The organism is Pseudomonas capeferrum, assembly GCF_000731675.1.
GTDB classification, from domain to species: domain Bacteria; phylum Pseudomonadota; class Gammaproteobacteria; order Pseudomonadales; family Pseudomonadaceae; genus Aquipseudomonas; species Aquipseudomonas capeferrum.
Genome location: NZ_JMIT01000003.1, coordinates 477256 through 503435 on the forward strand (window position 1 = coordinate 477256; position 26180 = coordinate 503435).

The following is a 26180-nucleotide window of genomic DNA, read 5'->3' on the forward strand; positions in this document are numbered from 1 at the left end:
TCGAATGCTTTATTCTGTGCTGAACCCCAGGAGCAGCCCGTGAAAGCCCTCGACCAACTCACCTTCGACAACCGCTTCGCCCGCCTGGGCGATGCGTTCTCTACCCAGGTCCTGCCCGAGCCCATCGCAGACCCACGCCTGGTGGTGGCAAGCGCGTCGGCCATGGCCCTGCTCGACCTGGACCCAGCCCAGGCCGAATCGCCCTTGTTCGCCGAAGTGTTCAGCGGCCAGAAACTCTGGGAAGAGGCCGACCCACGCGCGATGGTCTACTCCGGCCACCAGTTCGGCTCCTACAACCCGCGCCTGGGCGATGGCCGCGGCCTGCTGCTGGCCGAGGTGCTCAACGAGGCGGGCGAACACTGGGACCTGCACCTCAAGGGCGCCGGCCAGACGCCGTACTCACGCATGGGCGACGGCCGTGCCGTGCTTCGCTCGTCGATCCGCGAGTTTCTTGCCTCCGAAGCCCTGTATGCCTTGGGCATCCCGACCAGCCGGGCGCTGTGCGTGATCGGCTCCAGCACCCCGGTCTGGCGCGAAACCCAAGAGAGCGCCGCCATGCTCACCCGCCTGGCGCAGAGCCACGTGCGCTTCGGCCATTTCGAATACTTCTACTACACCAAGCAGCCGGAACAGCAGCGCGTGCTGATCGACCATGTGCTGGAACAGCACTACCCCGAATGCCGCGAGGCCGAACAGCCCTACCTGGCCATGTTCCGCACCATCGTCGAGCGCAACGCCGAGCTGATCGCCCGCTGGCAAGCCTATGGGTTCTGCCACGGCGTGATGAACACCGACAACATGTCGATCCTGGGCATCACCTTCGATTTCGGCCCCTATGCCTTCCTCGACGACTTCGACGCCAACTTCATCTGTAACCATTCCGATGATCGCGGCCGTTACAGCTACAGCAACCAGGTGCCGATTGCCCACTGGAACCTCAGTGCGCTGGCCCAGGCACTGACCACGGTGATCGAGGTGGAACCGCTGAAGGAAGCGCTGGGGCTGTTCCTGCCGCTGTACCAGGCGCATTACCTGGACCTCATGCGCCGCCGCCTGGGGCTGACCAGCGCCGAAGACGAAGACATGGCCTTGGTCGAGCGCCTGCTGCAGTGCATGCAAAAGGGGGGCGTGGATTACACCCTGTTCTTCCGCAAGCTGGGCGACCAGCCAGTGGCCGAGGCACTGCAGGTGGTGCGTGACGATTTCATCGATTTGGCGGGTTTTGATGCCTGGTGCGTGGATTACCTGGCCCGTTGTCAGCGCGAGGCAGGCAATGAACAAGGACGCCGTGAGCGCATGCATGCGGTGAACCCGCTGTATGTGCTGCGCAACTACCTGGCGCAGAAGGCCATCGAAGCGGCTGAAGCAGGCGACTACAGTGAGGTGCGGCGGCTGCATCAGGTACTGAGCCGGCCGTTCGACGAGCAGGCCGGGATGCAGGCCTATGCCCAGCGGCCGCCTGAGTGGGGCAAGCATCTGGAGATCAGCTGTTCTTCGTGATCCGGGGGCCGGCGCACGGCCCCCAAAATTCCAAAGGAAACCCAAATGACCGACCCACTGCTGATCCCCTGCCCCCACTGCAACGGCCTCAACCGCCTGCCCGCCACACGCCTGAGCGACGCCCCAAAATGCGGCCGCTGCAAACAGGAGGTGCTGCTCAGCCAGCCCTTCGAACTGACCGAAGCCAGCTACGCCAGCCAGGTCAAAGGCGACCTGCCGCTGCTGGTGGACGTCTGGGCCGACTGGTGCGGCCCGTGCAAATCGTTCGCCCCCACCTTCGAACAGGCGGCCCGCCAGTTGAGCGGGCGCTGCCGCTTGGCCAAGCTGGACAGCGAAGCCAACCGCAACCTGGCAGGGCAATTGGGCATCCGCTCGATCCCTAGCCTGATCCTGTTCAAGAACGGTCGAGAAGTCAGTCGCCAGGCTGGGGCGTTTCCGCTGCAGTCGTTGCTGGAGTGGCTACGCAGCCAGGGGGTTTAATTTCAAGCGCTTGCTAGAAGAGACTCGTAGGGAATACGAAGGCCATCATGCAGGCGCTTAATCATGGATAGACTGAGCCCGCGCTTTCCATTCAAGATTTCTGAAACCCGCCCGCTTGAGCCTATGAAGGGTTCAAGATCCCGTGGCGTAAGACCTTGTTGGTCCATGCAAAATTTGATGGCCTCGATGGGATTGGCGGGGTGAATCGGATAGTGCTTGTTTTCGTACACTTCGATCAGTGCCACAAGTACTTCCATTTCATCAGCTTCTGGGGTGCCCGCCTCTGCCTGAAAAATAGCTTCGAGTCGCTGAAATGCTTCTCGAAGATCGTCATCATTGCGTATCGGCTTAATATTCACAGATTGTCTCCACGTCAATCTCGTCATAGCGCTTGTGCGTACCGACGAACTTCACCCAGGCAATACCGGCTCGATACTGCATCTCGACCACTAGTCGGTACTTGTTTCCTCCGATGTTGAAGACCACGCGGTTATTGCCACATACGCTGGCATTGCCTATCTGATCCTTTACATCTTGTGGTGTTCGCCAGATGGCTTTGATCGCCATATCGTGCCAGCTTTCCAAGGGGGCCTTGGCATCGTCATGCCCAGGTAATTCCCAAAATTTCACCAAGGTGCTTTTGGCAATGACACGCATCCAAGCAAATCTCCCGTTTTGGGAGATTATGCTCGGCAACGAGGGAACGTGCAAGGACTGGGAGTGACGCCTACTCGCTGCGCTCTAGCAAATCGTGCAACTCGACAAACTGCTGGGTCAGCTTGTGCCGTGGCTCCAGGTGAATCAACGGCAAGCTGGCGTGATGCGACTCGCGCATCTTCACCGAGCTGCTCAGGTACACCGGTAGCACCGGCAAACCCTCGGCCAGCAGCTCGTCGAGCATCTGCTGCGGCAGGCTGGCGCGGGACTGGAACTGGTTGACCACGATGCCTTCGACCATCAGGTCTTCGTTGTGATCCTCCTTGAGCTCTTCGATTTCGGCCAGCAGGCCGTAGAGCGCCTGACGCGAGAAGCTGTCACAGTCGAAGGGTATCAGCACACGATCCGCCGCGATCAACGCAGATACCGCATAGAAATTGAGCGCAGGCGGCGTATCGATGTAGATCCGTTCGTAATCCTCATCCAGCTCGTCGAGCAACTTACGCAGCTTGTTGATCTTGTGCTTGGCTTCGAGCTTGGGCTGCAGGTCGGCCAGCTCGGAAGTCGCCGTGACCACATGCAGGTTGTCGAACGGTGTTTCGTAGATATCGACTTTGTTCTTCTTGCTGAAGGGCCCGCTGGACAGGCTTTGCTTGAAGAAGTCGGCGATCCCCATGGGGATATCTTCACCCGTCAGGCCGGTGAGGTACTGAGTCGAGTTTGCCTGGGCATCCAGGTCGATCAACAAGGTCCGGTAACCTTCGCTGGCGCTGACCGCCGCCAGATTACAAGCGATGCTCGACTTGCCCACGCCACCTTTCTGATTGAACACCACGCGACGCATGAGAGACCTCCGTGTATCAACGAATGCCCGAGTATGTGGCGCCTCGGCAGCTAAGGCCAGTGGCAATTGTCGGGCGAAGATGGCCAGCCATTCACCTCACCACACTTGCCCGGTCAACAGCTCGGCGAAGGCCTTGGCCATCGCCGAGCCCCCGCGCTCACGCTGCACCAGCCACACTGCCGTCGTCGCGCCTTCGTCCAGCAGCGTGCGATACACCACACCCTCGATGCGCATGCGCTGGAACGACGCCGGTAGCACCGACACCCCCAAGCCCGCCGACACCAACCCGATGATGGTCATCGCTTCGCCCGCCTCCTGGGCAAAATGCGGGCTGAACCCCGCGTGGCGCGCCAGGCTGAGCAATTGCGCATGCAGCCCGCTGCCATAGCTGCGCGGGAAGAACACGAACGGCTCCGGTGCCAGGGAGGCCATGTGCACCCCCTGCTCGGTACCCACGGCCAATGGATGCGAGGCATTGATCACCGCCACCAACGGTTCGCGAAACAGCTCGGTCGCCACCAGCCCTTCCGGCAATGGCATGGGCCGCATCAACCCCACTTCGATCGACTCGTCGAAAACCGCTTCGGCAACATCGCGGCTGCTCATTTCCTTGAGGTTGAGGTGCACCGCCGGAAAACGCTGGCGAAAAGCATGGATGGCCTTGGGGATCTTCGACGTGAACGGTGCCGACGAGGTAAAGCCGATCTTCATCTCGCCCAGCTCACCCAATTGCGCACGCCGGGCCACGTCGGCCGCCTTTTCGACTTGCGCCAGCACTTGGCGGGCTTCTTCCAGAAACAACCGCCCCGCCTCACTCAGTTCGACCCGACGGTTGGTACGCTCGAACAGGCGAGCCCCCAGTTCCTGCTCCAGCGCCTGGATCTGCTGGCTCAAGGGCGGCTGCGAAATGCCCAGCTGCTGGGCCGCACGGCCAAAGTGCAGCTCTTCGGCCACGGCGATGAAGTAACGCAGATGGCGCAGTTCCATAATCGGCTCCAAACAAGTCGTATAACGTCTTAAATAGGTCGAACAATATATTGGATGTAATCATTAGCCAGCTATATGCTTTTTTCATTGCGCCAGAGGTACCCGCCCGTGAAAACTGCTGTAGCCCCCCTACCCGCCGACCCAGAACCTGCCCCCCTGAACGACATGTGGATCGAAAAAGGCACCCCCGCCTTCATGAAGACTGTGCTGGCCCTGTTCAGCGGCGGCTTCGCCACCTTCGCCCTGCTTTACTGCGTGCAGCCGATGATGCCGCTGTTGTCGCAGGAGTTTTCCATCAACGCGGCCCAGAGCAGCCTGGTGTTGTCGGTTTCGACCGCAATGCTGGCGTTCGGCCTGTTGATCACCGGGCCGATCTCTGACCGCATCGGCCGCAAGCCGGTGATGGTCTTTGCGCTGGTCTGTGCGGCCCTGTCGACCCTGGCCAGTGCGGTGATGCCGACCTGGGAAGCCGTACTGGCGACGCGAGCACTGGTCGGCCTGTCGCTGAGCGGCCTGGCGGCAGTGGCGATGACTTACCTGAGCGAAGAGATCCACCCGCAGCACATCGGCCTGGCCATGGGCTTGTACATTGGTGGCAACGCCATCGGCGGCATGAGCGGGCGGCTGATCACCGGGGTGCTGATCGACTTCGTCAGCTGGCACACGGCGATGCTGACCATCGGCGGCCTGGCCTTGGTCGCGGCGCTGGTGTTCTGGAAGGTATTGCCCGAATCGCGCAACTTCCGCCCGCAGGCCGCGAACCCGCGTAGCCTGCTGAATGGCTTCGTCATGCACTTCAAGGACGCCGGGCTGCCTTGGCTGTTCCTTGAGGCGTTTCTGCTGATGGGGGCCTTCGTCACGCTGTTCAACTACATCGGCTACCGCTTGCTGGCAGGGCCTTACCACATGAACCAGGCGTTGGTCGGCCTGCTGTCGGTGGTGTACCTGTCGGGTATCTACAGCTCTGCGCAGGTGGGCGCGCTGGCCGACAAGCTGGGGCGGCGCAAGGTGTTCTGGGTCAGTATCGTGGTGATGGCCAGCGGCTTGTTGATGACATTGGCCAGCCCGCTGCTGATGGTGATTCTCGGCATGCTGGTGTTCACCTTCGGCTTCTTCGGCGCGCACTCGGTGGCCAGCAGCTGGATCGGGCGACGGGCATTGAAGGCCAAGGGGCAGGCATCGTCGCTGTACCTGTTCAGCTATTACGCGGGGTCGAGTGTGGCGGGGACGGCGGGCGGGGTGTTCTGGCACCAGTGGGGCTGGAACGGGATCGGGTTGTTCATCGGTGGCTTGCTGACGATAGCGTTGCTGGTGGCATGGCACCTGAGCAAGTTGGCGCCTAAGACACCTTGAACAGGGGGCCGCCTTGCGGCCCCGAAATCGTGGATCAGTTGACGATCTCGACAATATCCACATCCATTTCACGGCTCATCAGGTGCTTCTCCACCTCGCCGGTCAGCTTGACCTTGGTCTTGTCATTGAATGGGGTCGGTGGCAGGTCTTCATCGTCGATTTCGACGGTGATGGTGCCGGTGTTGTCCTTGAACTCGTACTTGTCGTCGTTGTTGACCTTCTTGGTCACATACCCCTGCAGCACCACCGGTGTGTCATCTGCGGCATCGTTTGCAGCCGCCACGGTGGTCACCGACTGGGCACCCGGGCCGGTATAGCTGGCCGCCAGGGCAGCGGTGCTGAACAGGGGAGCGAGGATCAGAGCAAGGTAACGGATTTTCATGGGGATCAGGTCCTGTTTCGGTTTCGATGGGACCAGATTAACGACGATCGCTGAACTCAAACTTAATGCAACAAAAAACCCGGCATCAAGGCCGGGTTCTTCGTTGCAGCTGCATCAGATCACTGGTGGTACTGCGCCGACAGCTCATGCACGGCGTTGATGAACACACCGGCGTGCTCCGGGTCGACCTCAGGCGTAATGCCATGGCCGAGGTTGAACACGTGGCCAGTGCCCTTGCCATAGCTGGCCAGAATGCGCGCCACTTCCTTGCGGATGGCCTCAGGCTTGGCGTACAGCACGGTCGGGTCCATGTTGCCTTGCAGCGCAACCTTGTCACCGACACGGCGGCGGGCATCACCGATGTCGCAGGTCCAGTCCAGGCCCAGCGCATCTGCACCCGCTTCGGCAATGCTCTCCAGCCACAGGCCACCGTTTTTGGTGAACATGATGACCGGCACCTTGCGCCCATCGTGCTCACGGATCAGGCCGCTGACGATCTTGCGCATGTAGGCCAGGGAGAACTCCTGGTAAGCCGCCGCCGACAGGTTGCCACCCCAAGTGTCGAAGATCTGCACCGCCTGTGCGCCGGCCAGGATCTGGCCGTTGAGGTAGCTGGTGACCGACTGGGCCAGCTTGTCCAGCAGCAGGTGCAGGGCCTCTGGGTTGTCGTAGGCCATGGCCTTGGTCTTGCGGAAGTCCTTGGACGAGCCGCCTTCGACCATGTAGGTGGCCAAGGTCCAGGGGCTGCCGGAGAAGCCGATCAGCGGCACGCGGCCGTTGAGCTCGCGGCGGATAGTGCTGACCGCGTCCATCACGTAGCCCAGGTCTTTTTGCGGGTCGGGAATCGGCAACGCTTCGATGTCGGCCGGAGTGCTGATCACCTTCTTGAAACGCGGGCCTTCGCCGGTCTCGAAGTACAGGCCCAGGCCCATGGCGTCGGGGATGGTGAGGATGTCCGAGAAGAGGATCGCCGCGTCCAGCGGGTAGCGGTCCAGCGGCTGCAGGGTGACCTCGCAGGCGAACTGCGGGTTCATGCACAGGCTCATGAAGTCACCGGCCTTGGCGCGGCTGGCGCGGTATTCCGGCAGGTAGCGGCCGGCCTGGCGCATCATCCACACTGGGGTGACGTCTACGGGTTGCTTGAGCAGTGCACGCAGGAAACGATCGTTCTTCAGGGCAGTCATGTCGGCATCCGGCAAAAAAGTGCGGGCATTTTCTCAGACGCCAGCACAAAAGGCACGGCCAAGGCCATGCGTTTTGTCTATTGGGTGCCGTGGATCAAGCAATTTTGTATACAAAATATGCCAAGGGCTGCTTTGCAGCCCCCGCAATCGGTCAGACTTCGAGGTAGTCCAGAATACCTTCAGCCGCTGTACGGCCTTCGAAAATGGCCGTTACCACCAGGTCCGAACCCCGCACCATGTCGCCACCGGCAAACACTTTAGGGTTGCTGGTCTGGTGCTTGAACTTACCTTTCTCCGGTGCTACCACGCGGCCCTGGCTGTCCATCTGGATGCCAAACTGCTCGAACCACGGCGCCGGGCTCGGGCGGAAGCCGAAGGCGATCACCACGGCGTCAGCCGGCAGGATCTCTTCGGAGCCCGGGATCGGCTCAGGGCTGCGACGGCCACGGGCATCCGGCTCGCCGAGACGGGTCTCGACCACTTTGACGCCTTCGACCTTGTCCTCGCCGACAATGGCGATCGGCTGACGGTTGTAGAGGAACTTCACGCCTTCTTCCTTGGCGTTCTTCACCTCTTTGCGCGAGCCCGGCATGTTGGCCTCGTCACGGCGGTAGGCACAGGTCACCGACTTGGCGCCCTGGCGAATCGAAGTGCGGTTGCAGTCCATCGCGGTGTCACCACCGCCCAGTACCACGACCTTCTTGCCCTGCATGTCGACGAAATCTTCAGGCGACTTTTCGAAGCCCAAGTTGCGGTTGACGTTGGCGATCAAGAAATCCAGCGCGTCATGCACCCCCGGCAGGTCCTCACCCGGGAAGCCGCCCTTCATGTAGGTGTAGGTGCCCATGCCCATGAACACGGCATCGTACTCGGCGAGCAGTTGCTCCAGGGTGATGTCCTTGCCCACCTCGGTGTTCAGGCGGAACTCGATGCCCATGCCGGTGAAGACTTCGCGGCGATTGCTCAGCACGGTCTTTTCCAGCTTGAATTCGGGAATGCCGAAGGTCAGCAAGCCGCCGATTTCCGGGTTGCGATCGAACACAACCGGGGTCACACCGGCACGTACCAGCACGTCAGCGCAGCCCAGACCAGCTGGGCCGGCACCGATGATGGCAACACGCTTGCCGGTCGGCTTGACCTTGGACATGTCCGGGCGCCAGCCCATGGCGAAGGCGGTGTCGGTGATGTACTTCTCCACCGAGCCGATGGTCACCGCGCCAAAACCGTCGTTCAGGGTGCAGGCACCCTCGCACAGACGGTCCTGCGGGCATACCCGGCCGCACACCTCAGGCAGGGTGTTGGTCTGGTGCGACAGCTCGGCCGCCGCCAGGATGTTGCCTTCGGAAACCAGCTTCAACCAGTTGGGGATGAAGTTGTGCACCGGGCACTTCCACTCGCAATACGGGTTACCGCAGCCCAGGCAGCGGTGCGCCTGCTCCACGGACTGCTGCGGCTTGAAGGGCTCGTAGATTTCGACGAACTCTTTCTTGCGCTGGCGCAGCAGCTTTTTCTTCGGGTCTTTACGCCCCACTTCGATGAACTGGAAGTCGTTGTTCAGACGTTCAGCCATTTTTCAAAACCTCTTTACCGCAGTCGCAAGCTAGAAGCTGCAAGCTGCAAGTCGATCACTTGGGTCCGGCAAGCCTCGCACTGCATTACCTGCAGCTTGAGGCTTGCCACTTGCAGTTGTTGTTACTGCGGGTTGGCGCGGGTGCTGGACAGCAGTTGCTTGAGGGTGGCCGCCTTGGGCTTGACCAACCAGAAGCGACGCACGTAGTCGTCCAGGTTTTCCGAGAGCTCACGCCCCCACTCGCTGCCGGTCTCGTCCACGTACTCGGCAAGGACCCGCGCCAGGTGGCTGCGGTAGGCCTCCATCGCTTCACCACTGATGCGCTGGATTTCCACCAGTTCATGGTTGAGCTTGTCGACGAAGCTGTTGTCCATGTCGAGCACGTAGGCGAAGCCGCCCGTCATGCCAGAACCGAAGTTGTAACCGGTCTTGCCCAGGACGCAGACAAAGCCGCCGGTCATGTATTCACAGCAGTGATCGCCAGTGCCCTCGACAACAGCGTGAGCGCCAGAGTTACGCACAGCGAAGCGCTCGCCCGCGGTACCGGCGGCAAACAGCTTGCCGCCAGTGGCGCCGTACAGGCAGGTGTTGCCGACGATGGCGCTGTGCTGGGTTTCGAACGGGCTGCCGGCAGGTGGCACGATGGTGACCTTGCCACCGGTCATGCCCTTGCCGACGTAGTCGTTGGCGTCGCCTTCCAGGTGCAGGTTCAGGCCACCGGCGTTCCACACGCCGAAGCTCTGGCCCGCAGTGCCCTTGAAGCGGAAGGTGATCGGCGCGGCGGCCATGCCCTGGTTGCCGTGCAGGCGGGCGATCTCACCAGAGATACGCGCGCCGATGGAACGGTCGCAGTTGCAGATGTCGAGGCTGAACTCGCCACCGGACTGGTCGCGGATCGCCGACATGGCCATCTCGACCATCTTCTCGGCAAGCTCGCCCTTGTCGAACGGCGGGTTCTTGTCGACTTCGCAGAACTGCGGCTTGTCCGCCGGAATGTGCGAGCTGCCCAGCAGTGGCGACAGGTCCAGGTACTGCTGGCGCTCGGTGTCGCCTGGCAGTATGTCGAGCAGGTCGGTGCGGCCGATCAGCTCGCCCAGGCTGCGCACGCCCAGCTTGGCCAGCCACTCGCGGGTTTCTTCGGCGACGAAGGTGAAGAAGTTGATCACCATGTCGACGGTGCCGATGTAGTGGTCCTTGCGCAGCTTGTCGTTCTGGGTGGCTACGCCGGTGGCGCAGTTGTTCAGGTGGCAGATACGCAGGTACTTGCAGCCCAGGGCAATCATCGGTGCGGTGCCGAAGCCGAAGCTCTCGGCGCCGAGGATGGCGGCCTTGATCACGTCCAGGCCGGTTTTCAGGCCACCGTCGGTCTGTACCCGCACCTTGCCGCGCAGGTCGTTGCCGCGCAGGGTCTGGTGGGTTTCGGCAAGGCCGAGTTCCCACGGCGCGCCGGCGTACTTGATGGAGGTCAACGGCGAAGCGCCGGTACCGCCGTCGTAGCCGGAGATGGTGATCAGGTCGGCATAGGCCTTGGCCACGCCTGCAGCGATGGTGCCAACGCCTGCCTCGGCCACCAGCTTGACCGAAACCAGCGCCTGCGGGTTGACCTGCTTGAGGTCGTAGATCAGCTGGGCCAAGTCTTCGATCGAGTAGATGTCGTGGTGCGGCGGTGGCGAGATCAGGGTCACACCCGGTACCGCGTAGCGCAGCTTGGCGATCAGGCCGTTGACCTTGCCGCCTGGCAGCTGGCCACCTTCGCCCGGCTTGGCGCCCTGGGCCACCTTGATCTGCAGCACTTCGGCGTTGACCAGGTATTCCGGGGTGACGCCGAAGCGGCCGGTGGCCACTTGCTTGATCTTGGAGCTGCGCACCGTGCCGTAGCGCGACGGGTCTTCACCGCCCTCGCCGGAGTTCGAGCGCGCGCCCAGGCGGTTCATGGCCTCGGCCAGCGCCTCGTGGGCTTCTGGTGACAATGCGCCCAGCGAGATACCGGCGGAATCGAAGCGCTTGAGGATGGCCTCCAACGGCTCGATCTGCTCGATCGCCAGCGGCTGGTCAGCCACTTTGACCTTGAGCAGGTCGCGGATCATCGACACCGGGCGCTGGTCGACCAGCGAGGTGTATTCCTTGAACTTGGCGTAGTCGCCCTGCTGCACAGCGGCCTGCAGGGTGTTGACCACGTCCGGGTTGTAGGCGTGGTATTCGCCACCGTGGACGAACTTGAGCAGGCCACCTTGCTGGATCGGCTTGCGCGCGCTCCAGGCTTCGGCAGCAAGCAGCTTCTGGTCGCTTTCCAAGTCTTCGAAACGCGCACCCTTGATGCGGCTCGATACACCCTTGAAGCTCAGGCCGACCACGTCTTCGGCCAGGCCGATGGCTTCGAACAGCTGCGCACCGCGGTACGAAGCGATGGTGGAGATGCCCATCTTCGACAGGATCTTCAGCAAGCCCTTGGAGATGCCTTTGCGGTAGTACTTGAACACCTCGTCCAGGTCGCCCAGCACTTCGCCGGTGCGAATCAGGTCGGCCAGCACTTCATAGGCCAGGTACGGGTAAACGGCCGAGGCACCGAAGCCCAGCAGCACGGCAAAGTGGTGCGGGTCACGGGCAGTGGCGGTTTCGACCAGGATGTTGCTGTCGCAACGCAGGCCTTGTTCGGTCAGGCGGTGGTGCACCGCCCCCACGGCGAGCGAAGCGTGCACCGGCAATTTGCCCGGGGCGATGTAGCGGTCGCTCAGTACCAGTTGGGTCTTGCCGCCGCGCACCGCTTCTTCAGCCTGGTCGGCGATGTTGCGGATAGCCGCTTCCAGGCCGACACCTTGCTCGTAGTTGAGGTCGATCAGCTGGCGGTCGAAGCCTTCGCGCTCCAGGTTCATCAACGAGCGCCACTTGGCAGGCGAGATCACCGGCGAGCTGAGGATCACTCGCGAAGCGTGCTCCGGCGACTCCTGGAAGATATTGCGCTCGGCGCCCAGGCAGATTTCCAGCGACATGACGATCGCTTCGCGCAGCGGGTCGATCGGCGGGTTGGTCACCTGGGCGAACTGCTGGCGGAAGAAGTCGTACGGCGAACGCACGCGCTGCGACAGCACGGCCATCGGCGTGTCGTCACCCATCGAGCCGACCGCTTCCTGGCCCTGCTCACCCAGCGGGCGCAGTACCTGGTCACGCTCTTCGAAGGTGACCTGGAACATCTTCATGTACTGCTTGAGCTGGTCAGCGTCGTAGCTGGCCGCGCCCTGGTCGTCGGTAAGGGTCGCCTGGATGCGCGTGGCATGCTGACGCAACCAGCGCTTGTACGGGTGGCGCGACTTCAGCCGGTTGTCGATGGCGTCGGTATCGAGGATCTGGCCGGTTTCGGTGTCCACCGCGAAGATCTGGCCCGGGCCGACACGGCCCTTGGCGATCACCTCTTCAGGCTGGTAGCCCCATACGCCGATTTCCGAGGCGATGGTGATGTAGCCGTTGGTGGTGGTTACCCAGCGCGCCGGGCGCAGGCCGTTGCGGTCGAGCAGGCACACCGCGTGGCGGCCTTCGGTCATGACGATACCGGCCGGGCCATCCCACGGCTCCATGTGCATGGAGTTGTATTCGTAGAAGGCGCGCAGGTCGGCGTCCATGGTCTCGACGTTCTGCCAGGCCGGCGGTACCAGCATGCGCACGCCGCGGAACAGGTCGATGCCACCGGTGACCATCAGTTCGAGCATGTTGTCCATGCTCGACGAGTCGGAACCGACGCGGTTGACCAGCGGGCCGAGTTCTTCGAGGTCCGGGATCTGGTCATTGGCAAACTTGGTGCGACGGGCCATGGCCCAGTTGCGGTTGCCGGTGATGGTGTTGATCTCGCCGTTGTGGGCGAGGAAGCGGAACGGCTGCGCCAGCGGCCATTTCGGCAGCGTGTTGGTGGAGAAGCGCTGGTGGAACACGCAGATCGCTGTCTGCAGGCGCGGGTCATCCAGGTCTGGATAGAACGCCGCGAGATCGCGCGGCATCATCAGGCCTTTGTAGATGATGGTCTTGTGCGAGAAGCTGCAGATGTAGTGGTCGGTGTCGTGGGCGTTGGCCACGGACGAGCGACGACGGGCACTGAACAGCTTGATGGCGAATGCCTGATCGCTCAGGCCTTCACCGCCGATGAACACCTGCTCGATCTGCGGCAGGCGCTCCAGGGCCAGGCGACCGAGCACGCTGGTGTCGATCGGGACCTTGCGCCAGCCAACCAGCGTGAGGCCGGCGGCGAGGATTTCGCGGTCCATGTTGGCGCGGGCAGCTTCTGCTTTGATCGGGTCCTGGTTGAAGAACACCATGCCGACGGCGTACTGCTTGGGCAGTTCGACGGCAAAATGCTCCTGGGCCACGGCCCGCAGGAACTGATCGGGCTTCTGCATGAGCAGACCACAACCGTCACCGGTCTTGCCGTCGGCGTTGATACCGCCGCGGTGGGTCATGCACGTCAGCGCCTGCATGGCGGTTTGCAGAAGGTGGTGGCTCGGTTCGCCCGTCATATGGGCGATCAGGCCAAAACCACAGTTGTCCTTGAATTCTTCGGGATGGTACAGACCTGTTTTCATAGACACTTTCTCACCAGGTTCACCTCTCAACGGAGGTAAATCTCTTTTTTAACAACCACTTACCATCCACGCCGATCAAATGCCAGCTTTTTTGCGGTGGCCATGGAAAACCATTGTTGCACAGCGACAGCGATGCCCACAAATTTTCATGTCTCACCATTGAAAATTTATGTCGCAATTTTGAATGTTTTTGCGCCATGCGCCGTGATAGCGGCTTGGCTGGAGTCTGAAGCGTTTCAGCCATGACTGCAAGAGAGGCTTGTGGCCGGCAGTCTGGGACAGAAAAGCCTGCCGCGCTCAGGCGCAGCAGGCTAGACGAAAAGTCAGGATTCGCTCAGCAACTGGGCGGCGGGGTGTTGCCGCCCGGCAGGTATCAGCGGGCCGAGGCCAGCTCTTGTTGGACGCTGGCGACGGTACGTGGCCAAGGTTTACCAGCCTGGACCTTCGCTGGCAAGTTCTTGATTGCCGCAACCGCTGCGTCGCGGTTGGCGAAGCTGCCGTAAGTTACGACGTACAGCGGCTTGCCCTGCAGGTTTTTCTTGAAGTAGCGATAGTCGCCACCCTGGGCCTTGACGAACGCCTGGGCCGAGGCTTCAGAGCTGGTACCGAGGATCTGCACCACATAATTGCCCGGTTTCTGGCCTGCATACCAACCCCCACCGGCGCTGCCACTGGCGACTGGTTTTTCGGCAGGTTTGGCGGCCGGCTTGGCACTAGCGACCTGGGTCGGCGCCGGGGCAGGCTTGGCAGGTGCAACCGGTTTAGCAGGCTGGGTTGCAACGGGTTTTGGCGCAGGCGCAACCGGCTGAACCGGGGCACTGGCGATTGGCTGCGCGGGTACCGGGGCCGGGCCAGCCGGCACACCTTGCGGTGGCGCGATGGTGGTCACGGTCGGCGGGTTGCCAGGCTGCAGTGCGGTATTGCCCGCCGGGCTGCCTTCTTCGCCATCACCCATGCCAGCGGCCTGGGCCAGTGGCTCGCGCATCACCGGTTGCGACTGACCTACCAACGGCAGTGGCATCGGCTGGGACGAGCCGGAGAATTCGATGGCCGGGTTGCCATTATTGGCCTGGGCAGCACCTGGCTGGCCTTCACCGAGGGGCAACTGAGCCTGGGCGGCCGGCACCTCGGCAGGTGCCTTGTCGCCTTTCTTGGGCATGAGAACCGCGGCAGCAACGGCGACCACGACCACAGCGGACAGCGCGAGCACGTGTTTCTTAGGCATTTTCAACCCCATGGATGGTCGCTTGGCCGTCGAACGGCTGGCGATCATGGCTTCGATCAAAGTGTCACGGGCAACCTGGTTGATAGTGCCAGGCCAACCGTCGGAGTGCTCATGGATATCGACGATCTGTTCACGGGTGAACACCTCGATGCCCCGGCCGGCGCCATCCAGACGCTGCTCCAGGTACTCGCGGGTCTCTTCTTCGCTGTAGGGGGCGAGTTCGATGACGTGGAAACGTTCTTCCTCGATGCTGAGCTCATCCAACCCGGCAATCAGCGACGATTCGCCGAACAGGAACACGTGCGGGCGCCCTTCCGGAACACCCGCCGCCAGTTCCAGCAACGCTTGGAGTGCCGACTCGTCGAGTTGTTCCGCATCATCCACCAGCAAATACACTTCCTGCCCGGTCAGCGCCAGTTGCACCACCTTGGACAAGATAGCCTGGACCTCAGGCTGGGCGACTTCCAGCGACTGCGCGACCTGGCCAAGCACACTGGCCGCATCGCTGGCGCCACGGGCGGAAACCACCACGCTCTGCACCGACTGCTTGTTGGTGCTGGCCACCAGGGCCTGGCGCAGCAGGGTCTTGCCGCTGCCCAGGGGGCCGGTGACAACCAGCATCAACTGGCTGTAACGCGCCAGGTGGTGCAGCTGGCCCAGCACCGGCTTGCGCTGGGCAGGGAAGAACTTGAAACCGGGCACGCGGGGCGCGAACGGATCGTGGCTCAACTGGTAATGGTCGAGAAAGGCCTCATCGGCATGCAAACTGGTCATTGCGCTGTCACAACCTCAAAGCTGGGCCACGATCGCGCGGTAATCCGCCGACAGCGTGGCCTGAAGAATCTCTTTCGGATAGTCGTCGGTGATCACGGCCTCGCCCATCTGGCGCAACAGCACCAGACGCAGACGACCGTCGAGCACCTTCTTGTCGACCGCCATATGCTCCATGAAATGCGCCGGGGTCATTTCCTGTGGTGGCACCACCGGCAAACCTGCGTCCTGCAACAGGCGGATTGCGCGATCACGCTCGGCCTGGTCGATCCAGCCAAGGCGCATGGACATTTCCAGGGCCATCACCGTGCCCGTCGACACGGCTTCGCCATGCAGCCAGACACCGTAGCCCATGTGGGTTTCGATGGCGTGCCCAAAGGTATGCCCAAGGTTCAGGGTCGCCCGCACGCCAGATTCACGCTCGTCGGCGCCGACCACGGCAGCCTTGGCCGCGCAGGAGCGGCTGATGGCTTCGGTCAGGGCCGCAGAATCCAGGGCACGCAGGGCATTCATATTGTCCTCGAGCCAACCGAGGAAAGGCTTGTCGCAGATCAGACCGTACTTGATCACTTCGGCCAGGCCTGCGGACAGTTCACGCGCTGGCAGGGTCTTGAGGCTGGTGGTATCGATCAGCACTGCGTTGGGCTGGTAGAAGGCACCGACCATGTTCTTGCCCAACGGGTGGTTGATGCCGGTCTTGCCACCGACCGAGGAATCGACCTGGGACAACAGGGTAGTCGGCACCTGGATGAAATCGACGCCGCGCTGGTAACAGGCTGCGGCAAAGCCGGCCATGTCGCCGATCACGCCGCCACCGAGGGCTACCACCGTGGTGCGGCGGTCGTGTCGCGCGGTGAGCAAGCCATCGAAGATCAGCTGCAGCGTTTCCCAGTTCTTGTAGGCTTCGCCATCCGGCAACACCACGGGCAACACTGAATACGCACCCAGGGTCTTGGCCAGGCGTTCGAGGTACAGAGGCGCGACGGTTTCATTGGAAACGATGGCGACCTGCCGCCCGGCAATATGCGGCGCCAGCAGCTCAGGCTGGTCCAGCAGGCCTTCGCCAATGTAGATCGGGTAGCTACGCTCGCCCAGGTCGACCTTTAGTGTCTGCATGTATCCCCACAATGTACTTGGGTGCGGCGCCGTTTGGGCGACGCACGCGGTAAGTTGAACCTCGCCTCGGCGCTGGTGGCCGAGAATAGTCCCGGCTTATCGGGGCGGCAACTGCTGCAAGCGCTCGAGAATATCGATCACCACCATGCGCGGTGGCCGCTCATCGGTTTCAACGACCAGGTCGGCGATCTCGCGGTAGAGCGGATCGCGGGCTTCGAGCAGGGCGCGAAGGGTCGCTTCCGGGTTGGCGGTGCGCAACAGCGGGCGATTGCGATCGCGTGCGGTACGACCGACCTGCTGCTCCACCGAGGCATGCAGGTAGATGACCCGGCCACCCTGGTACAACGCCTGACGGTTGGCATCACGCATGACCGCGCCGCCACCCGTGGCCAGCACCACGCCGTCGAGCGCGCAGAGCTCGGCGATCATCGCCTGCTCACGGTCACGGAAGCCCGGCTCGCCTTCCTTGTCGAAGATCCACGGGATGTTGGCGCCGCATCGCAGTTCGATTTCCTTGTCGGAATCCTTGAACAGCAGGCGCAGCTCTTTGGCCAAGAGGCGTCCAATGGTGCTTTTACCAGCGCCCATGGGCCCCACAAGTATCAAATTTCGCACAGAATCAACGACTCACAGCAATCGCCTGGTCACTCATGATACGCGGAGTCAGGAAGACCAGCAGCTCGGATTTTTTCTCTTGTAATACATCGCGTCGAAACAGCCGCCCAACATACGGCAGATCGCCGAAAAATGGCACCTTGTCGACCACATTGTTTTGCGTGGTCGAGTAGACGCCACCGATCACGATCGTCTCGCCGTCGGCCACGCGAACCTTGGCATTGACCTCGTTCTTGCGGATCGGCGGTACGTTGTTCAAGGCATTGACGTAATCAGGCTCGTCCTTGGTCACCCTGACGGTCATGATGACCTTGTTGTCCGGGGTGATTTGCGGGGTGACTTCGAGCGACAGCGAAGCCTCGCGAAACGACACCGAAGTGGCGCCGCTCTTGCTGGTTTCCTGGTAAGGCACTTCAGTGCCCTTGAGGATCCTGGCGGTTTCCTTGTCGGCCGTGACCACCTTCGGCTGCGAGATGATTTCGCCATTGCCGCTCTTCTCCATGGCACTGAGTTCAAGGTCGAGCAAGATGCCCCCGCGCAGCACACCCAGGCCCACACTGGAGCCGGCACGCTCCACGCCAAGGTCGACGAACAGCTCCTTGCCTGGCCGCACGCGCTCACCGTACAAAGGCCCACCCCAACGCACCCCTAGGCTCTTTTCGTAATCGACGCTGGCCTCGACAATACGCGCCTCGATCGCCACCTGGCGCACCGGCACATCCAGCTGCGCCACCAGTTGGCGTAGCTCGTCCAGGCGATCGGCGGGTTGGTAGGCCACCAGGGTGTTGGTGCGCGCATCGACGCTCAAACTGCCTCGCCCGGTCAGGATGCCGTCGTCCGCCAGTGTCGCCAGCAGCAGTTGCGCGAGCGCTGAAGCTTCGGCGTGATGGATCGGCATCAGCTCACGCTGCAGGGGTTGCAACTGGGCATCCAGCACCTGGCCCATGCGGGCGTCGAGCGATTGCCCGGCAAGCTCGGCCGCAGGCGCCACCAGCAGCACATTACCCTCTTCGCGCCGGGCCAGGCCCTTGCTGCGCAGCACCAGATCAAGCGCCTGGTCCCAGGGCACATCCTGCAGCCGCAGGGTGATATTGCCCTGCACCGAATCGCTGGCGACCAGGTTCACACCGGCGTAGTCCGCCAGCACCTGCAACACCGCGCGCACCTGCACATCCTGAAAGTTCAGCGACAGTGGCTCACCCCGATAGGGCATTGCCGACGCCAGCGGGATCGCCAAGACCCACGCCACCATCCATTTCCAGAGCTTCTTCATGCGGGTCCGGGACCTCCTTGTCCAGGGCTTTTCGGAGCGTGAGTATCGCGGTGCGTTCTTGCCAGGCACTGGCCATGAACCAACGTTCGCGCACTTCGACCTGCCGCTCGTCGACACGCACCACAACACCTTCATCGCGCCCCAGCCGATCACCTGGGCGCACGCGATACAGCCGCCCTGCGGACAGCAGCAGGGCTTCATGCGCTGTGCCACGTGCCAGGCTGCCGACCATTTCCAACTGTGCCAAGGGCACGCCCCCCAGTTCGCCGGGCGGCATTCGCGCCGCACCAGAGGCGAACGGGTCGAGCAAAGGCGGCATGGCCGCTGCCCTGGCGGGCAAGTCCGCCAGTGACGCGGGCGCCGGAGGCGCCGCATCGGCATGGTAGGCATGAACCCTCAGGCGCAAGCGCAACACGGTAGGCCGCCCCTCGGCTTGATGCAGGCTCATGTCTTCGACGCGCAGCAGCCGCGCCTGGCCCAGCCAGTCATCCAGCCAAAGGCGCAACGCCGTGTATCGCCCCACCACGTGCACATCCAGGGGGGTGGTTCGGTAATCGGCCTGGCTCACTTCGTCATGTATGTCTAGCCGCTCGAACAACAGGCCATATTCATGCCCCGAGGCCGCCAGGGCATCGAGCAAGTCACTCATGCGCTGCCCTGCCGAAAGCTGCCACCGGGCGAGCTGCAATGCCTGCCGCGCGGCAGCCAGAGAACCCTCTGCGCGCGCCAGCTCAACTACCTGCGCCGCCTTGGCCGCATGTGCCTCATTCAACTGCTTATGCTGGGCAGTTACCTGCGCTTGAGCCTGCCGAAGCTCCGGCAGGCGGACTGCACACCCTAGCGCCAACACCAGCACACCCAGCAGGAACGAAGCGCCCCACCGGAAGCGGCGGGACCGCTCGACCCTTGCTTGCCAACGCATCCACCACGCTGCACTCACGACCAGAACGCCGACACGCGCGCAGTCAGGACGAACTCGTCACCCGAAGGCAGGTGCTTCACATGCTTGAGTGCCAGGCCTTGCAACACTGCGGAGCGTTCGAGGTCGCGCATGAACTGGGCGACCACGGCGCCGGATGCGGCCACACCGGTGACGTGCAAACGGCCGTGCGCAAGCGTTAGCTCAGTGAGCTGCAAGCCTGCGGGCAACGCGGCCTCCACATCTGCGAGCAAGGCAGGCAGTACCCCCTGATCGGCCCTCAGGCGGGCCAGGGCCGCAACCTGCGCCTGGGTGGCATCGTGGTCGGCACGCACGTCGGTGTGCTGCTCCAGCTGCTTGCCCAGCAGCGCCAGCGCAGACTGGTGGCTGGCATTGCTCGTCGCTTGCTGCTGGGCGCGCTGGCGTGCCAGTTGGTCAATCAGCATCACGCAACAAAGCGCCAGGATTGCACTGCCAAGCAACATCCACTGGAAGCGCCGAAGCATCGAGCGGCGCTGCCGCTCGCGCCAAGGTAATAGGTTCAGACGCATCATGGGCGCATGCCCCCTGAGGCCAAGGCGCATGCCAGCAGCATGCCGCCGTCTTCCGGCGCCAGCCCCGCACGCAGCGGCAGTTGCCGACAGGGCAGGTTCACCGCTTCACTCAGGCCTTCAAGCCACCCCTGCTCAATCACCGAGCTGCTGACGACCAGCAAGCACTTCAGCTGGGCTTCGCCCGCCAAATGCGCATGCAATTGGGCAGGCATTTGCCCGAGGTGCAACTCGCGGCGCTGCGTTGGCACGCCCTGTTGCCAGCAATGCAACGTCGCACCTTGCGCCTCCAGGCGCAACAAGGCCGAGCCCGCAAGCTCGCTCTGCGGCAACATTCGCTGCAACGCGACGCTGTCGACTTCCATCACCTCCAGCTGCAGCCCGGCGGCATCAAGCAGGGCTTCAATCGGCTCCAATGAGCGCTGGCGACAGGCAGCCACCATGACATCCAGGCAGCCGGCCTGGTCCTTGGAAGGGCCAAGCACCTGAAAGTCCAAGGCCAGATCCTCCAGCGCAAAGGGGAACAGGCGATCGGCATCGGCCAGCAACTGCGCTTCCATGTCCGCCTCACTCTGGCCTGCCGGTAACTGGCAAGGCTTGCAGATCACCTGATTTGCCGGCAGCGCTAGCGCAGCCCGCCGCTGCCGAATGCCGCTGCGCCTGCAGGCACGCTGCAAGGCACCTACCACGCGCACAGGGTCGCTTGCCCAGTCACCGCCACTGTAGGGTTCATACGGTTCGTGCGCCCAGGCCGCGACCTGGCAACGCCCATTGCGCTGCCGCAGCTGCACAACCCGAACCGAGTCGAGGGCAATTTCCACCCCCATCAATGAACCGGCATCCATGCCGAAACGTCCAAGCATCACTGCTCCTTTGCTGTATGCCGCAAACCCGCGTCAACACTAGGCCTGCGCGGCCGAACGGATCGACGGGCCGCCTGGCCGGTCACCCGGCGAGGCGAAAAAATGCTTATAATGCCCAGCGTTTTTGGTCCGCTGGACCCGTACGCAATTCACTTATCAACCTGGACGCCCAAAAGCCTTGATACGTCTGCTGAAGTTCTTCTGGTGGTCTTCCGTCGCAGTCATTAGCGCGCTCGTACTCGGTGTGAGCGGTGCGTTTCTGTATCTTAGCCCTAGCCTGCCCTCGGTCGAGTCACTCAGAAGCATCCAGTTGCAGATCCCCCTCAGGGTGTACAGCAGCGACGGCAAGCTGATTGCCGAGTTCGGCGAAATGCGCCGCTCGCCGATCCGCTTCGCGGAAATCCCCCCACAATTTATCCAGGCGCTTCTGTCAGCCGAGGACGACAACTTCCTCAATCACTATGGCGTCGACCCCAGCAGCCTGATGCGCGCGGCCACTCAGTTGGTCAAAACCGGTCATATCCAGACCGGTGGCAGCACCATCACGATGCAGGTGGCGAAGAACTTCTTCCTGACCAGCGAACGCAGCTTCTCGCGCAAGACCAACGAAATCCTCCTGGCCCTGCAGATCGAACGTGAGCTGACCAAGGACGAAATCCTCGAGCTGTACGTGAACAAGATCTACCTGGGCAACCGGGCGTACGGCATCGATGCGGCCGCACAGGTCTACTACGGCAAGTCGATCCGCGACGTGAGCCTGGCGCAGATGGCAATGATCGCCGGCCTGCCCAAGGCTCCTTCGCGCTTCAACCCGCTGGCCAACCCGGTGCGCGCCAAAGAGCGCCGCGACTGGATCCTGGGCCGCATGTACAAGCTCGGCAAGATTGACCAGGCCAGCTACCAGACCGCCCTGGCCGAACCGCTCAACGCCAGCTACCACGTGCCGACCCCCGAGGTGAACGCCCCGTACATCGCTGAAATGGCCCGCGCCGAGATGGTCGGCCGCTATGGCAGCGATGCCTACACCGAAGGCTTCCGTGTCACCACGACCGTGCCGAGCGACATGCAGGAGATGGCCAACAAAGCCATTCTCGGCGGCCTTTCCGACTACGACGAACGCCACGGCTACCGCGGCCCCGATGCGCGCTTCCCGGGCAAGACCCACGCAGCCTGGCTGCTGGAGCTGGGCAAGCAGCGCACCCTGGGCGGCCTTGAGCCGGCCATCGTCACCCAGGTCGACAAGGCCGGGCTTACGGTGCTGACCCGTAGCGGCCAAGAAGAAACCGTCGCCTGGGACACCATGAAGTGGGCGCGCCCGTTCCTCAATAGCAACTCCCAGGGCCGCACACCGCAGAGCCCGGCAGATGTTGCACAGGTCGGCGACCTGGTGCGCCTGCAACGCCTGGATGACGGCACGCTCAAGTTCAGCCAGGTGCCGGGCGCACAGAGCGCGCTGGTCACCCTCGACCCTTACAACGGCGCTATCCGTGCCCTGGTCGGCGGCTTCTCGTTCGAGCAGAGCAACTACAACCGCGCCATGCAGGCCAAGCGCCAACCCGGTTCGAGCTTCAAGCCTTTCATCTATAGCGCGGCACTGGACAGCGGCTACACCGCCGCCAGCCTGGTCAACGATGCGCCGATCGTGTTCGTCGACGAGTACCTGGACAAGGTCTGGCGACCGAAGAACGACACCAACACCTTCCTCGGCCCGATCCGCATGCGCGAGGCGCTGTACAAGTCGCGCAACCTGGTATCGATCCGCCTGCTGCAGGCAATGGGCGTGGACCGCACCATCGACTACATCGCCAAGTTCGGCTTCAACAAGCAGGACCTGCCCCGCAACCTGTCGCTGGCACTGGGCACGGCTACCCTGACCCCGATGGAGATCGCCACTGGCTGGAGCACTTTTGCCAACGGCGGCTACAAGATCACCCCCTACCTGATCGATCGCATCGAGAGCCGCAACGGCGAGACACTGTTCACCGCCAACCCGGCCCGTGTACCTCAAGGTGCCGAGGACCAGGCCGGCCTTGCCGCGCCTGAACAGCCGATCAGCACCGTAGCGATGCCGGGCGAGGCGCCAGCCGCCTTTGGCCAGGTCACACCGGCGCCACAAGTGCCGGCAGTGGCTGAGCAGATCATCGACGGGCGCACCAGCTACATCCTCACCAGCATGCTGCAGGACGTGATCAAACGCGGCACCGGCCGCCGTGCACTGGCCCTGGGCCGCACCGACCTGGCGGGCAAGACCGGTACCACCAACGAGTCCAAGGATGCCTGGTTCTCCGGCTACAACGCCGATTACGTGACCACGGTATGGGTCGGTTTCGACCAACCCGAAACCCTGGGCCGTCGTGAATACGGTGGCACAGCGGCACTGCCGATCTGGATGAGCTTCATGGGCGCCGCGCTCAAGGACAAGCCCAACCACGCCCCTGCGGAGCCGGAAGGCATCCTCAGCCTGCGGGTTGACCCGGTCAGCGGTCGCGCCGCCTCGCCGAGCACGCCCAACGCCTATTTCGAGCTGTTCAAGGCTGAAGACTCGCCGCCGTCGGTGGATGAGCTGGGCAACGGTGCGGCACCGGGCAGCCCGCTGCCGGCAGATGAAGCGGCGCCGATGGATCTGTTCTAAAAGCGCAGTGCTGTCTTGAGGTTTGAGTGGGCGCGTAAATCGAGCGCCGCCCGCGCGGCGCCCGATTTCGCAGCCGACAAAAGTGTGGTGACGAATCCCACTGCCCCTACGCCTCCAAGACAAAAAAAGCCCCGACTCTCACGAGCCGGGGCTTTCTTGTGTGGCTACGACCAGAATCAGCCGTTGAACACTTCATCCACGCTGTTCAGCGGGTAGTGCTTCGGATACGGCAGAGTCGCCACGCCGGATTCGATGGCTGCCTTGGCAACGGCATCGGAAACGACGGTGATCAGACGGGCATCCAGAGGCTTCGGAATGATGTACTCACGGCCGAACTCCAGGCCTTCGACGCCGTAGGCTTCGCAGACTTCCTTCGGCACCGGCAGCTTGGCCAGGTCTTTCAGGGCGATGGCGGCGGCGATCTTCATTTCTTCGTTGATGCGCTTGGCGCGAACGTCCAGGGCACCACGGAAGATGAACGGGAAGCCCAGTACGTTGTTGACCTGGTTCGGGTAGTCGGAACGACCGGTGGCCATGATCACATCGTTGCGAGTGGCGTGAGCCAGCTCTGGCGAGATTTCCGGATCGGGGTTCGAGCAGGCGAACACGATCGGGTTGGCCGCCATCGACTTCAGGCCTTCTGCGCTCAGCAGGTTCGGGCCGGACAGGCCAACGAACACGTCGGCACCGTTCAGGGCGTCAGCCAGGGTGCGCTTGTCGGTCGCGTGGGCGAACTGCGCCTTGTACTGGTTCAGGTCGTCGCGGCCAGCGTGAATCACGCCGCTGCGGTCGATCATGTAGATGTTTTCGACCTTGGCACCCATGCTGACCAGCAGCTTCATGCACGAGATGGCGGCAGCGCCGGCACCCAGGCAGACGATCTTGGCTTCTTCCAGTTTCTTGCCGGCGATTTCCAGGGCGTTGATCATGCCGGCGGCGGTAACGATCGCGGTGCCGTGCTGGTCATCGTGGAAGACCGGGATGTCGCACTGTTCGATCAGGGTGCGCTCGATTTCGAAGCACTCGGGTGCCTTGATGTCTTCGAGGTTGATGCCACCAAAAGTGATCGAAATGCGGCGAACGGTGTCGATGAAGGCTTGCGGGCTCTCCGACTCGACTTCGATGTCGAACACATCGATACCGGCGAAACGCTTGAACAGAACACCCTTGCCTTCCATGACCGGCTTCGAGGCCAGTGGGCCCAGGTCACCCAGACCGAGGATGGCGGTACCATCAGAGATCACCGCAACCAGGTTGCCCTTGCCGGTGTACTTGTAGGCCAGCTCTGGATCACGGCCGATTTCGCGCACGGGTTCGGCAACACCTGGGCTGTAAGCCAGGGCGAGGTCGCGGGCGGTGGCGGTGGGCTTGGAGAGCTCGACGCTCAGTTTCCCCGGACGAGGTTGAGCGTGATATTCGAGAGCGGCGGTTTTCAGGTCTGACATGGTGGGCATTCCGCTATTTACTGTTCTGACGGACCGCCGAGGATACGCAAAGAGCCGGGGAGTCACAAGACTGGTCGGTCACTTGTGTCAAGGCCTTTAGCCTACGACTTTACGCTATAACCCACGGGGCATAAGACTGACAGTGTGTACAATCCAATAGCGAAATGTCTACATCTTTTCAGCCTGAAATGCGTTCCAACATGCTCGGATCGGTCAATGGCAACACCCAGCGTCGCTGCCCAGGCTGCAGGCCGCCCTTGCGGGAACGATCCAGCACCCAGCCACGTGCCTCGACCTGGCGTCCTTTGAGGTTATCGAAGAAGCTGGGCGGGAAGTTGCGTTGCAGACGAGCGGGAACCTGCAGCACCACGGTGGAATCCAGCGTCAGCCAGACGCCGCCGCGATTACGCTCGACACCTTGAATGCGGCCACCGATGACAGCGAAGCCGGACTGCCGGACATCCCTCGCGCGCACCACCGGCGAACTGCGCCACAGGCCGATACCCGCCTTGCGCGCGACTTGCTCGGCCAGTTGCTGGCAACCCACCAAGCGCACATTGGGAGCAACGGCGACGCGGTAGCCAAGCCCCTCGCTGAGCAGCTGTGCTTCAAGATTGTTGCCATTGCGGCCGTAGATATGTGCCAGCGTGCGGCCGTATTTGTCTTTGACCTCGGCACCCGGCACCAGCCCGACACGCCCGTCGCTGGCCTTGACCAAGGCCTGCAGGCGCCGCTTGGCGGCCTCGGCATAGGGCTCGCTGGTGCGCCCCTTGCGCCCGATCTCCGGGGCATTGATGCCGATCATGCGTACACTGCGGCCATCAGTCAGGCGCAAGGTATCGCCATCCACCACCTGCCGCACCGCCACGGGCTGCGGGTTGGCCGGCAGCGGGCAGAACGCCAGGGCCGGCAAATGCCAGATCGCGGCCACAAAAAAAGCGCCCACAAGGGGCGCTTTTTTTTGCAACAGCGCGAAACCCGAGGGATTCGCCATGCGCATTATTACTTCTTGGCACCGAACATGCCGAAGCGATCGGCAAACTTCTGTACGCGACCACCGGTGTCCAGGACTTTCTGCTTACCGGTGTAGAACGGGTGGCACAGGTTGCAAACGTCGATCGCCAGGGTGCTACCCAGGGTCGAACGGCTTTCAAACTTGTTGCCGCAGCTGCAGGTGACTGCAACTACTTCGTAGTTCGGATGAATATTTGCTTTCATGGTCACTTCCTCGAGCTGCGTGCCGCC

22 protein-coding genes are annotated in these 26180 nt (G+C 62.6%); 4 read left to right on the forward strand and 18 right to left on the reverse strand.

Annotated elements, in window-relative coordinates:
* Positions 1 to 39 precede the first annotated feature (39 nt).
* Together selO and trxC are read left to right on the forward strand one after the other, a co-directional pair.
* The gene (gene selO, locus PC358_RS19760; protein WP_033701989.1) at positions 40 to 1500 is read left to right on the forward strand and encodes a protein adenylyltransferase SelO; all 1461 of its coding nucleotides are present in this window, start codon (positions 40 to 42) and stop codon (positions 1498 to 1500) included.
* A gap of 45 nt (positions 1501 to 1545) precedes the next feature.
* Positions 1546 to 1980: a thioredoxin TrxC gene (gene trxC / locus PC358_RS19765; protein ID WP_033701991.1), complete on the forward strand. Its 435-nt coding sequence runs from the start codon at positions 1546 to 1548 to the stop codon at positions 1978 to 1980.
* 2 nt (positions 1981 to 1982) lie between these two features.
* Here trxC and PC358_RS19770 read toward each other — a convergent pair whose 3' ends face one another.
* From PC358_RS19770 to PC358_RS19785, 4 genes are all read right to left on the reverse strand, one after another.
* The gene (locus PC358_RS19770; protein ID WP_033701993.1) at positions 1983 to 2339 is read right to left on the reverse strand and encodes a helix-turn-helix domain-containing protein; all 357 of its coding nucleotides are present in this window, start codon (positions 2337 to 2339) and stop codon (positions 1983 to 1985) included.
* Complete coding sequence (locus PC358_RS19775; RefSeq protein ID WP_033701994.1) at positions 2329 to 2637, reverse strand: type II toxin-antitoxin system HigB family toxin; 309 nt, start codon at positions 2635 to 2637, stop codon at positions 2329 to 2331. Before PC358_RS19775 ends, PC358_RS19770 begins: the two co-directional genes overlap by 11 nt.
* Before the next feature lie 70 nt (positions 2638 to 2707).
* Positions 2708 to 3481, reverse strand: a complete 774-nt coding sequence (locus PC358_RS19780) for a ParA family protein (RefSeq protein ID WP_033701995.1) — start codon at positions 3479 to 3481, stop codon at positions 2708 to 2710.
* Between the two features lie 96 nt (positions 3482 to 3577).
* Positions 3578 to 4468, reverse strand: coding sequence for a LysR family transcriptional regulator (locus PC358_RS19785; protein ID WP_033701996.1), 891 nt, complete (start codon positions 4466 to 4468; stop codon positions 3578 to 3580).
* Between the two features lie 165 nt (positions 4469 to 4633).
* Between PC358_RS19785 and PC358_RS19790 the strand changes: the two genes are divergently transcribed.
* The gene (locus PC358_RS19790; protein ID WP_202883864.1) at positions 4634 to 5821 is read left to right on the forward strand and encodes an MFS transporter; all 1188 of its coding nucleotides are present in this window, start codon (positions 4634 to 4636) and stop codon (positions 5819 to 5821) included.
* A gap of 34 nt (positions 5822 to 5855) precedes the next feature.
* On the opposite strand, the gene PC358_RS19795 is transcribed toward PC358_RS19790, so the two are convergent.
* The 11 genes from PC358_RS19795 to pilM form a co-directional block, all read right to left on the reverse strand.
* Complete coding sequence (locus PC358_RS19795) at positions 5856 to 6203, reverse strand: YgiW/YdeI family stress tolerance OB fold protein (RefSeq protein WP_033701998.1); 348 nt, start codon at positions 6201 to 6203, stop codon at positions 5856 to 5858.
* A gap of 119 nt (positions 6204 to 6322) precedes the next feature.
* Positions 6323 to 7387 carry a uroporphyrinogen decarboxylase gene (gene hemE, locus PC358_RS19800; protein ID WP_033701999.1) on the reverse strand — a complete coding sequence of 355 codons (1065 nt, stop codon included), beginning with the start codon at positions 7385 to 7387 and terminating at the stop codon, positions 6323 to 6325.
* Positions 7388 to 7538: 151 nt separating this feature from the next.
* Complete coding sequence (locus PC358_RS19805; protein ID WP_033702001.1) at positions 7539 to 8957, reverse strand: FAD-dependent oxidoreductase; 1419 nt, start codon at positions 8955 to 8957, stop codon at positions 7539 to 7541.
* 122 nt (positions 8958 to 9079) lie between these two features.
* Positions 9080 to 13525 carry a glutamate synthase large subunit gene (gene gltB / locus PC358_RS19810; RefSeq protein WP_033702002.1) on the reverse strand — a complete coding sequence of 1482 codons (4446 nt, stop codon included), beginning with the start codon at positions 13523 to 13525 and terminating at the stop codon, positions 9080 to 9082.
* A gap of 373 nt (positions 13526 to 13898) precedes the next feature.
* Positions 13899 to 15524 (reverse strand): SPOR domain-containing protein, encoded by a 1626-nt coding sequence (locus PC358_RS19815; protein ID WP_033702003.1) that lies wholly within the window; start codon positions 15522 to 15524, stop codon positions 13899 to 13901.
* 15 nt (positions 15525 to 15539) lie between these two features.
* Positions 15540 to 16637, reverse strand: a complete 1098-nt coding sequence (aroB, locus tag PC358_RS19820; protein WP_033702004.1) for a 3-dehydroquinate synthase — start codon at positions 16635 to 16637, stop codon at positions 15540 to 15542.
* A gap of 96 nt (positions 16638 to 16733) precedes the next feature.
* Complete coding sequence (gene aroK / locus PC358_RS19825) at positions 16734 to 17252, reverse strand: shikimate kinase AroK (RefSeq protein ID WP_033702005.1); 519 nt, start codon at positions 17250 to 17252, stop codon at positions 16734 to 16736.
* Positions 17253 to 17256: 4 nt separating this feature from the next.
* Positions 17257 to 18525, reverse strand: coding sequence for a type IV pilus secretin PilQ (locus PC358_RS19830; RefSeq protein WP_050506145.1), 1269 nt, complete (start codon positions 18523 to 18525; stop codon positions 17257 to 17259).
* Positions 18449 to 19447, reverse strand: coding sequence for a pilus assembly protein PilP (locus tag PC358_RS19835; RefSeq protein WP_033702007.1), 999 nt, complete (start codon positions 19445 to 19447; stop codon positions 18449 to 18451). The genes PC358_RS19830 and PC358_RS19835 overlap by 77 nt, the downstream gene beginning before the upstream one ends.
* A 14-nt stretch (positions 19448 to 19461) precedes the next feature.
* Entirely contained in the window at positions 19462 to 19998 is a 537-nt protein-coding gene (locus tag PC358_RS19840; RefSeq protein ID WP_033702008.1) for a PilN domain-containing protein, read from the reverse strand.
* Positions 19995 to 20858, reverse strand: coding sequence for a type IV pilus biogenesis protein PilM (gene pilM / locus PC358_RS19845; protein WP_033702009.1), 864 nt, complete (start codon positions 20856 to 20858; stop codon positions 19995 to 19997). The genes PC358_RS19840 and pilM overlap by 4 nt, the downstream gene beginning before the upstream one ends.
* Before the next feature lie 181 nt (positions 20859 to 21039).
* Here pilM and PC358_RS19850 point away from each other — a divergent pair, with 181 nt between their 5' ends.
* Positions 21040 to 23490, forward strand: a complete 2451-nt coding sequence (locus PC358_RS19850) for a penicillin-binding protein 1A (protein ID WP_371856397.1) — start codon at positions 21040 to 21042, stop codon at positions 23488 to 23490.
* A 176-nt stretch (positions 23491 to 23666) separates the two neighbouring features.
* On the opposite strand, the gene PC358_RS19855 is transcribed toward PC358_RS19850, so the two are convergent.
* The 3 genes from PC358_RS19855 to rpmE form a co-directional block, all read right to left on the reverse strand.
* Entirely contained in the window at positions 23667 to 24935 is a 1269-nt protein-coding gene (locus PC358_RS19855) for a malic enzyme-like NAD(P)-binding protein (RefSeq protein ID WP_027592351.1), read from the reverse strand.
* Between the two features lie 178 nt (positions 24936 to 25113).
* Entirely contained in the window at positions 25114 to 25935 is an 822-nt protein-coding gene (locus PC358_RS19860; RefSeq protein ID WP_033702011.1) for a thermonuclease family protein, read from the reverse strand.
* Between the two features lie 2 nt (positions 25936 to 25937).
* Positions 25938 to 26153: a 50S ribosomal protein L31 gene (gene rpmE, locus PC358_RS19865; RefSeq protein ID WP_033702012.1), complete on the reverse strand. Its 216-nt coding sequence runs from the start codon at positions 26151 to 26153 to the stop codon at positions 25938 to 25940.
* Positions 26154 to 26180: the final 27 nt, after the last annotated feature.

What these genes read in the sequence shown, in the direction of transcription:
- trxC (WP_033701991.1), top strand. Translation starts at nt 1,546, where the DNA reads ATGACCGACCCACTGCTGATCCCCTGCCCCCACTGCAACGGCCTCAAC.
- PC358_RS19775 (WP_033701994.1), bottom strand. Translation starts at nt 2,637, where the DNA reads ATGCGTGTCATTGCCAAAAGCACCTTGGTGAAATTTTGGGAATTACCT.
- PC358_RS19780 (WP_033701995.1), bottom strand. Translation starts at nt 3,481, where the DNA reads ATGCGTCGCGTGGTGTTCAATCAGAAAGGTGGCGTGGGCAAGTCGAGC.
- PC358_RS19785 (WP_033701996.1), bottom strand. Translation starts at nt 4,468, where the DNA reads ATGGAACTGCGCCATCTGCGTTACTTCATCGCCGTGGCCGAAGAGCTG.
- PC358_RS19790 (WP_202883864.1), top strand. Translation starts at nt 4,634, where the DNA reads ATGTGGATCGAAAAAGGCACCCCCGCCTTCATGAAGACTGTGCTGGCC.
- PC358_RS19795 (WP_033701998.1), bottom strand. Translation starts at nt 6,203, where the DNA reads ATGAAAATCCGTTACCTTGCTCTGATCCTCGCTCCCCTGTTCAGCACC.
- hemE (WP_033701999.1), bottom strand. Translation starts at nt 7,387, where the DNA reads ATGACTGCCCTGAAGAACGATCGTTTCCTGCGTGCACTGCTCAAGCAA.
- PC358_RS19805 (WP_033702001.1), bottom strand. Translation starts at nt 8,957, where the DNA reads ATGGCTGAACGTCTGAACAACGACTTCCAGTTCATCGAAGTGGGGCGT.
- gltB (WP_033702002.1), bottom strand. Translation starts at nt 13,525, where the DNA reads ATGAAAACAGGTCTGTACCATCCCGAAGAATTCAAGGACAACTGTGGT.
- PC358_RS19815 (WP_033702003.1), bottom strand. Translation starts at nt 15,524, where the DNA reads ATGACCAGTTTGCATGCCGATGAGGCCTTTCTCGACCATTACCAGTTG.
- aroB (WP_033702004.1), bottom strand. Translation starts at nt 16,637, where the DNA reads ATGCAGACACTAAAGGTCGACCTGGGCGAGCGTAGCTACCCGATCTAC.
- PC358_RS19830 (WP_050506145.1), bottom strand. Translation starts at nt 18,525, where the DNA reads ATGAAGAAGCTCTGGAAATGGATGGTGGCGTGGGTCTTGGCGATCCCG.
- PC358_RS19835 (WP_033702007.1), bottom strand. Translation starts at nt 19,447, where the DNA reads ATGCGTTGGCAAGCAAGGGTCGAGCGGTCCCGCCGCTTCCGGTGGGGC.
- PC358_RS19840 (WP_033702008.1), bottom strand. Translation starts at nt 19,998, where the DNA reads ATGATGCGTCTGAACCTATTACCTTGGCGCGAGCGGCAGCGCCGCTCG.
- pilM (WP_033702009.1), bottom strand. Translation starts at nt 20,858, where the DNA reads ATGCTTGGACGTTTCGGCATGGATGCCGGTTCATTGATGGGGGTGGAA.
- PC358_RS19855 (WP_027592351.1), bottom strand. Translation starts at nt 24,935, where the DNA reads ATGTCAGACCTGAAAACCGCCGCTCTCGAATATCACGCTCAACCTCGT.
- PC358_RS19860 (WP_033702011.1), bottom strand. Translation starts at nt 25,935, where the DNA reads ATGCGCATGGCGAATCCCTCGGGTTTCGCGCTGTTGCAAAAAAAAGCG.
- rpmE (WP_033702012.1), bottom strand. Translation starts at nt 26,153, where the DNA reads ATGAAAGCAAATATTCATCCGAACTACGAAGTAGTTGCAGTCACCTGC.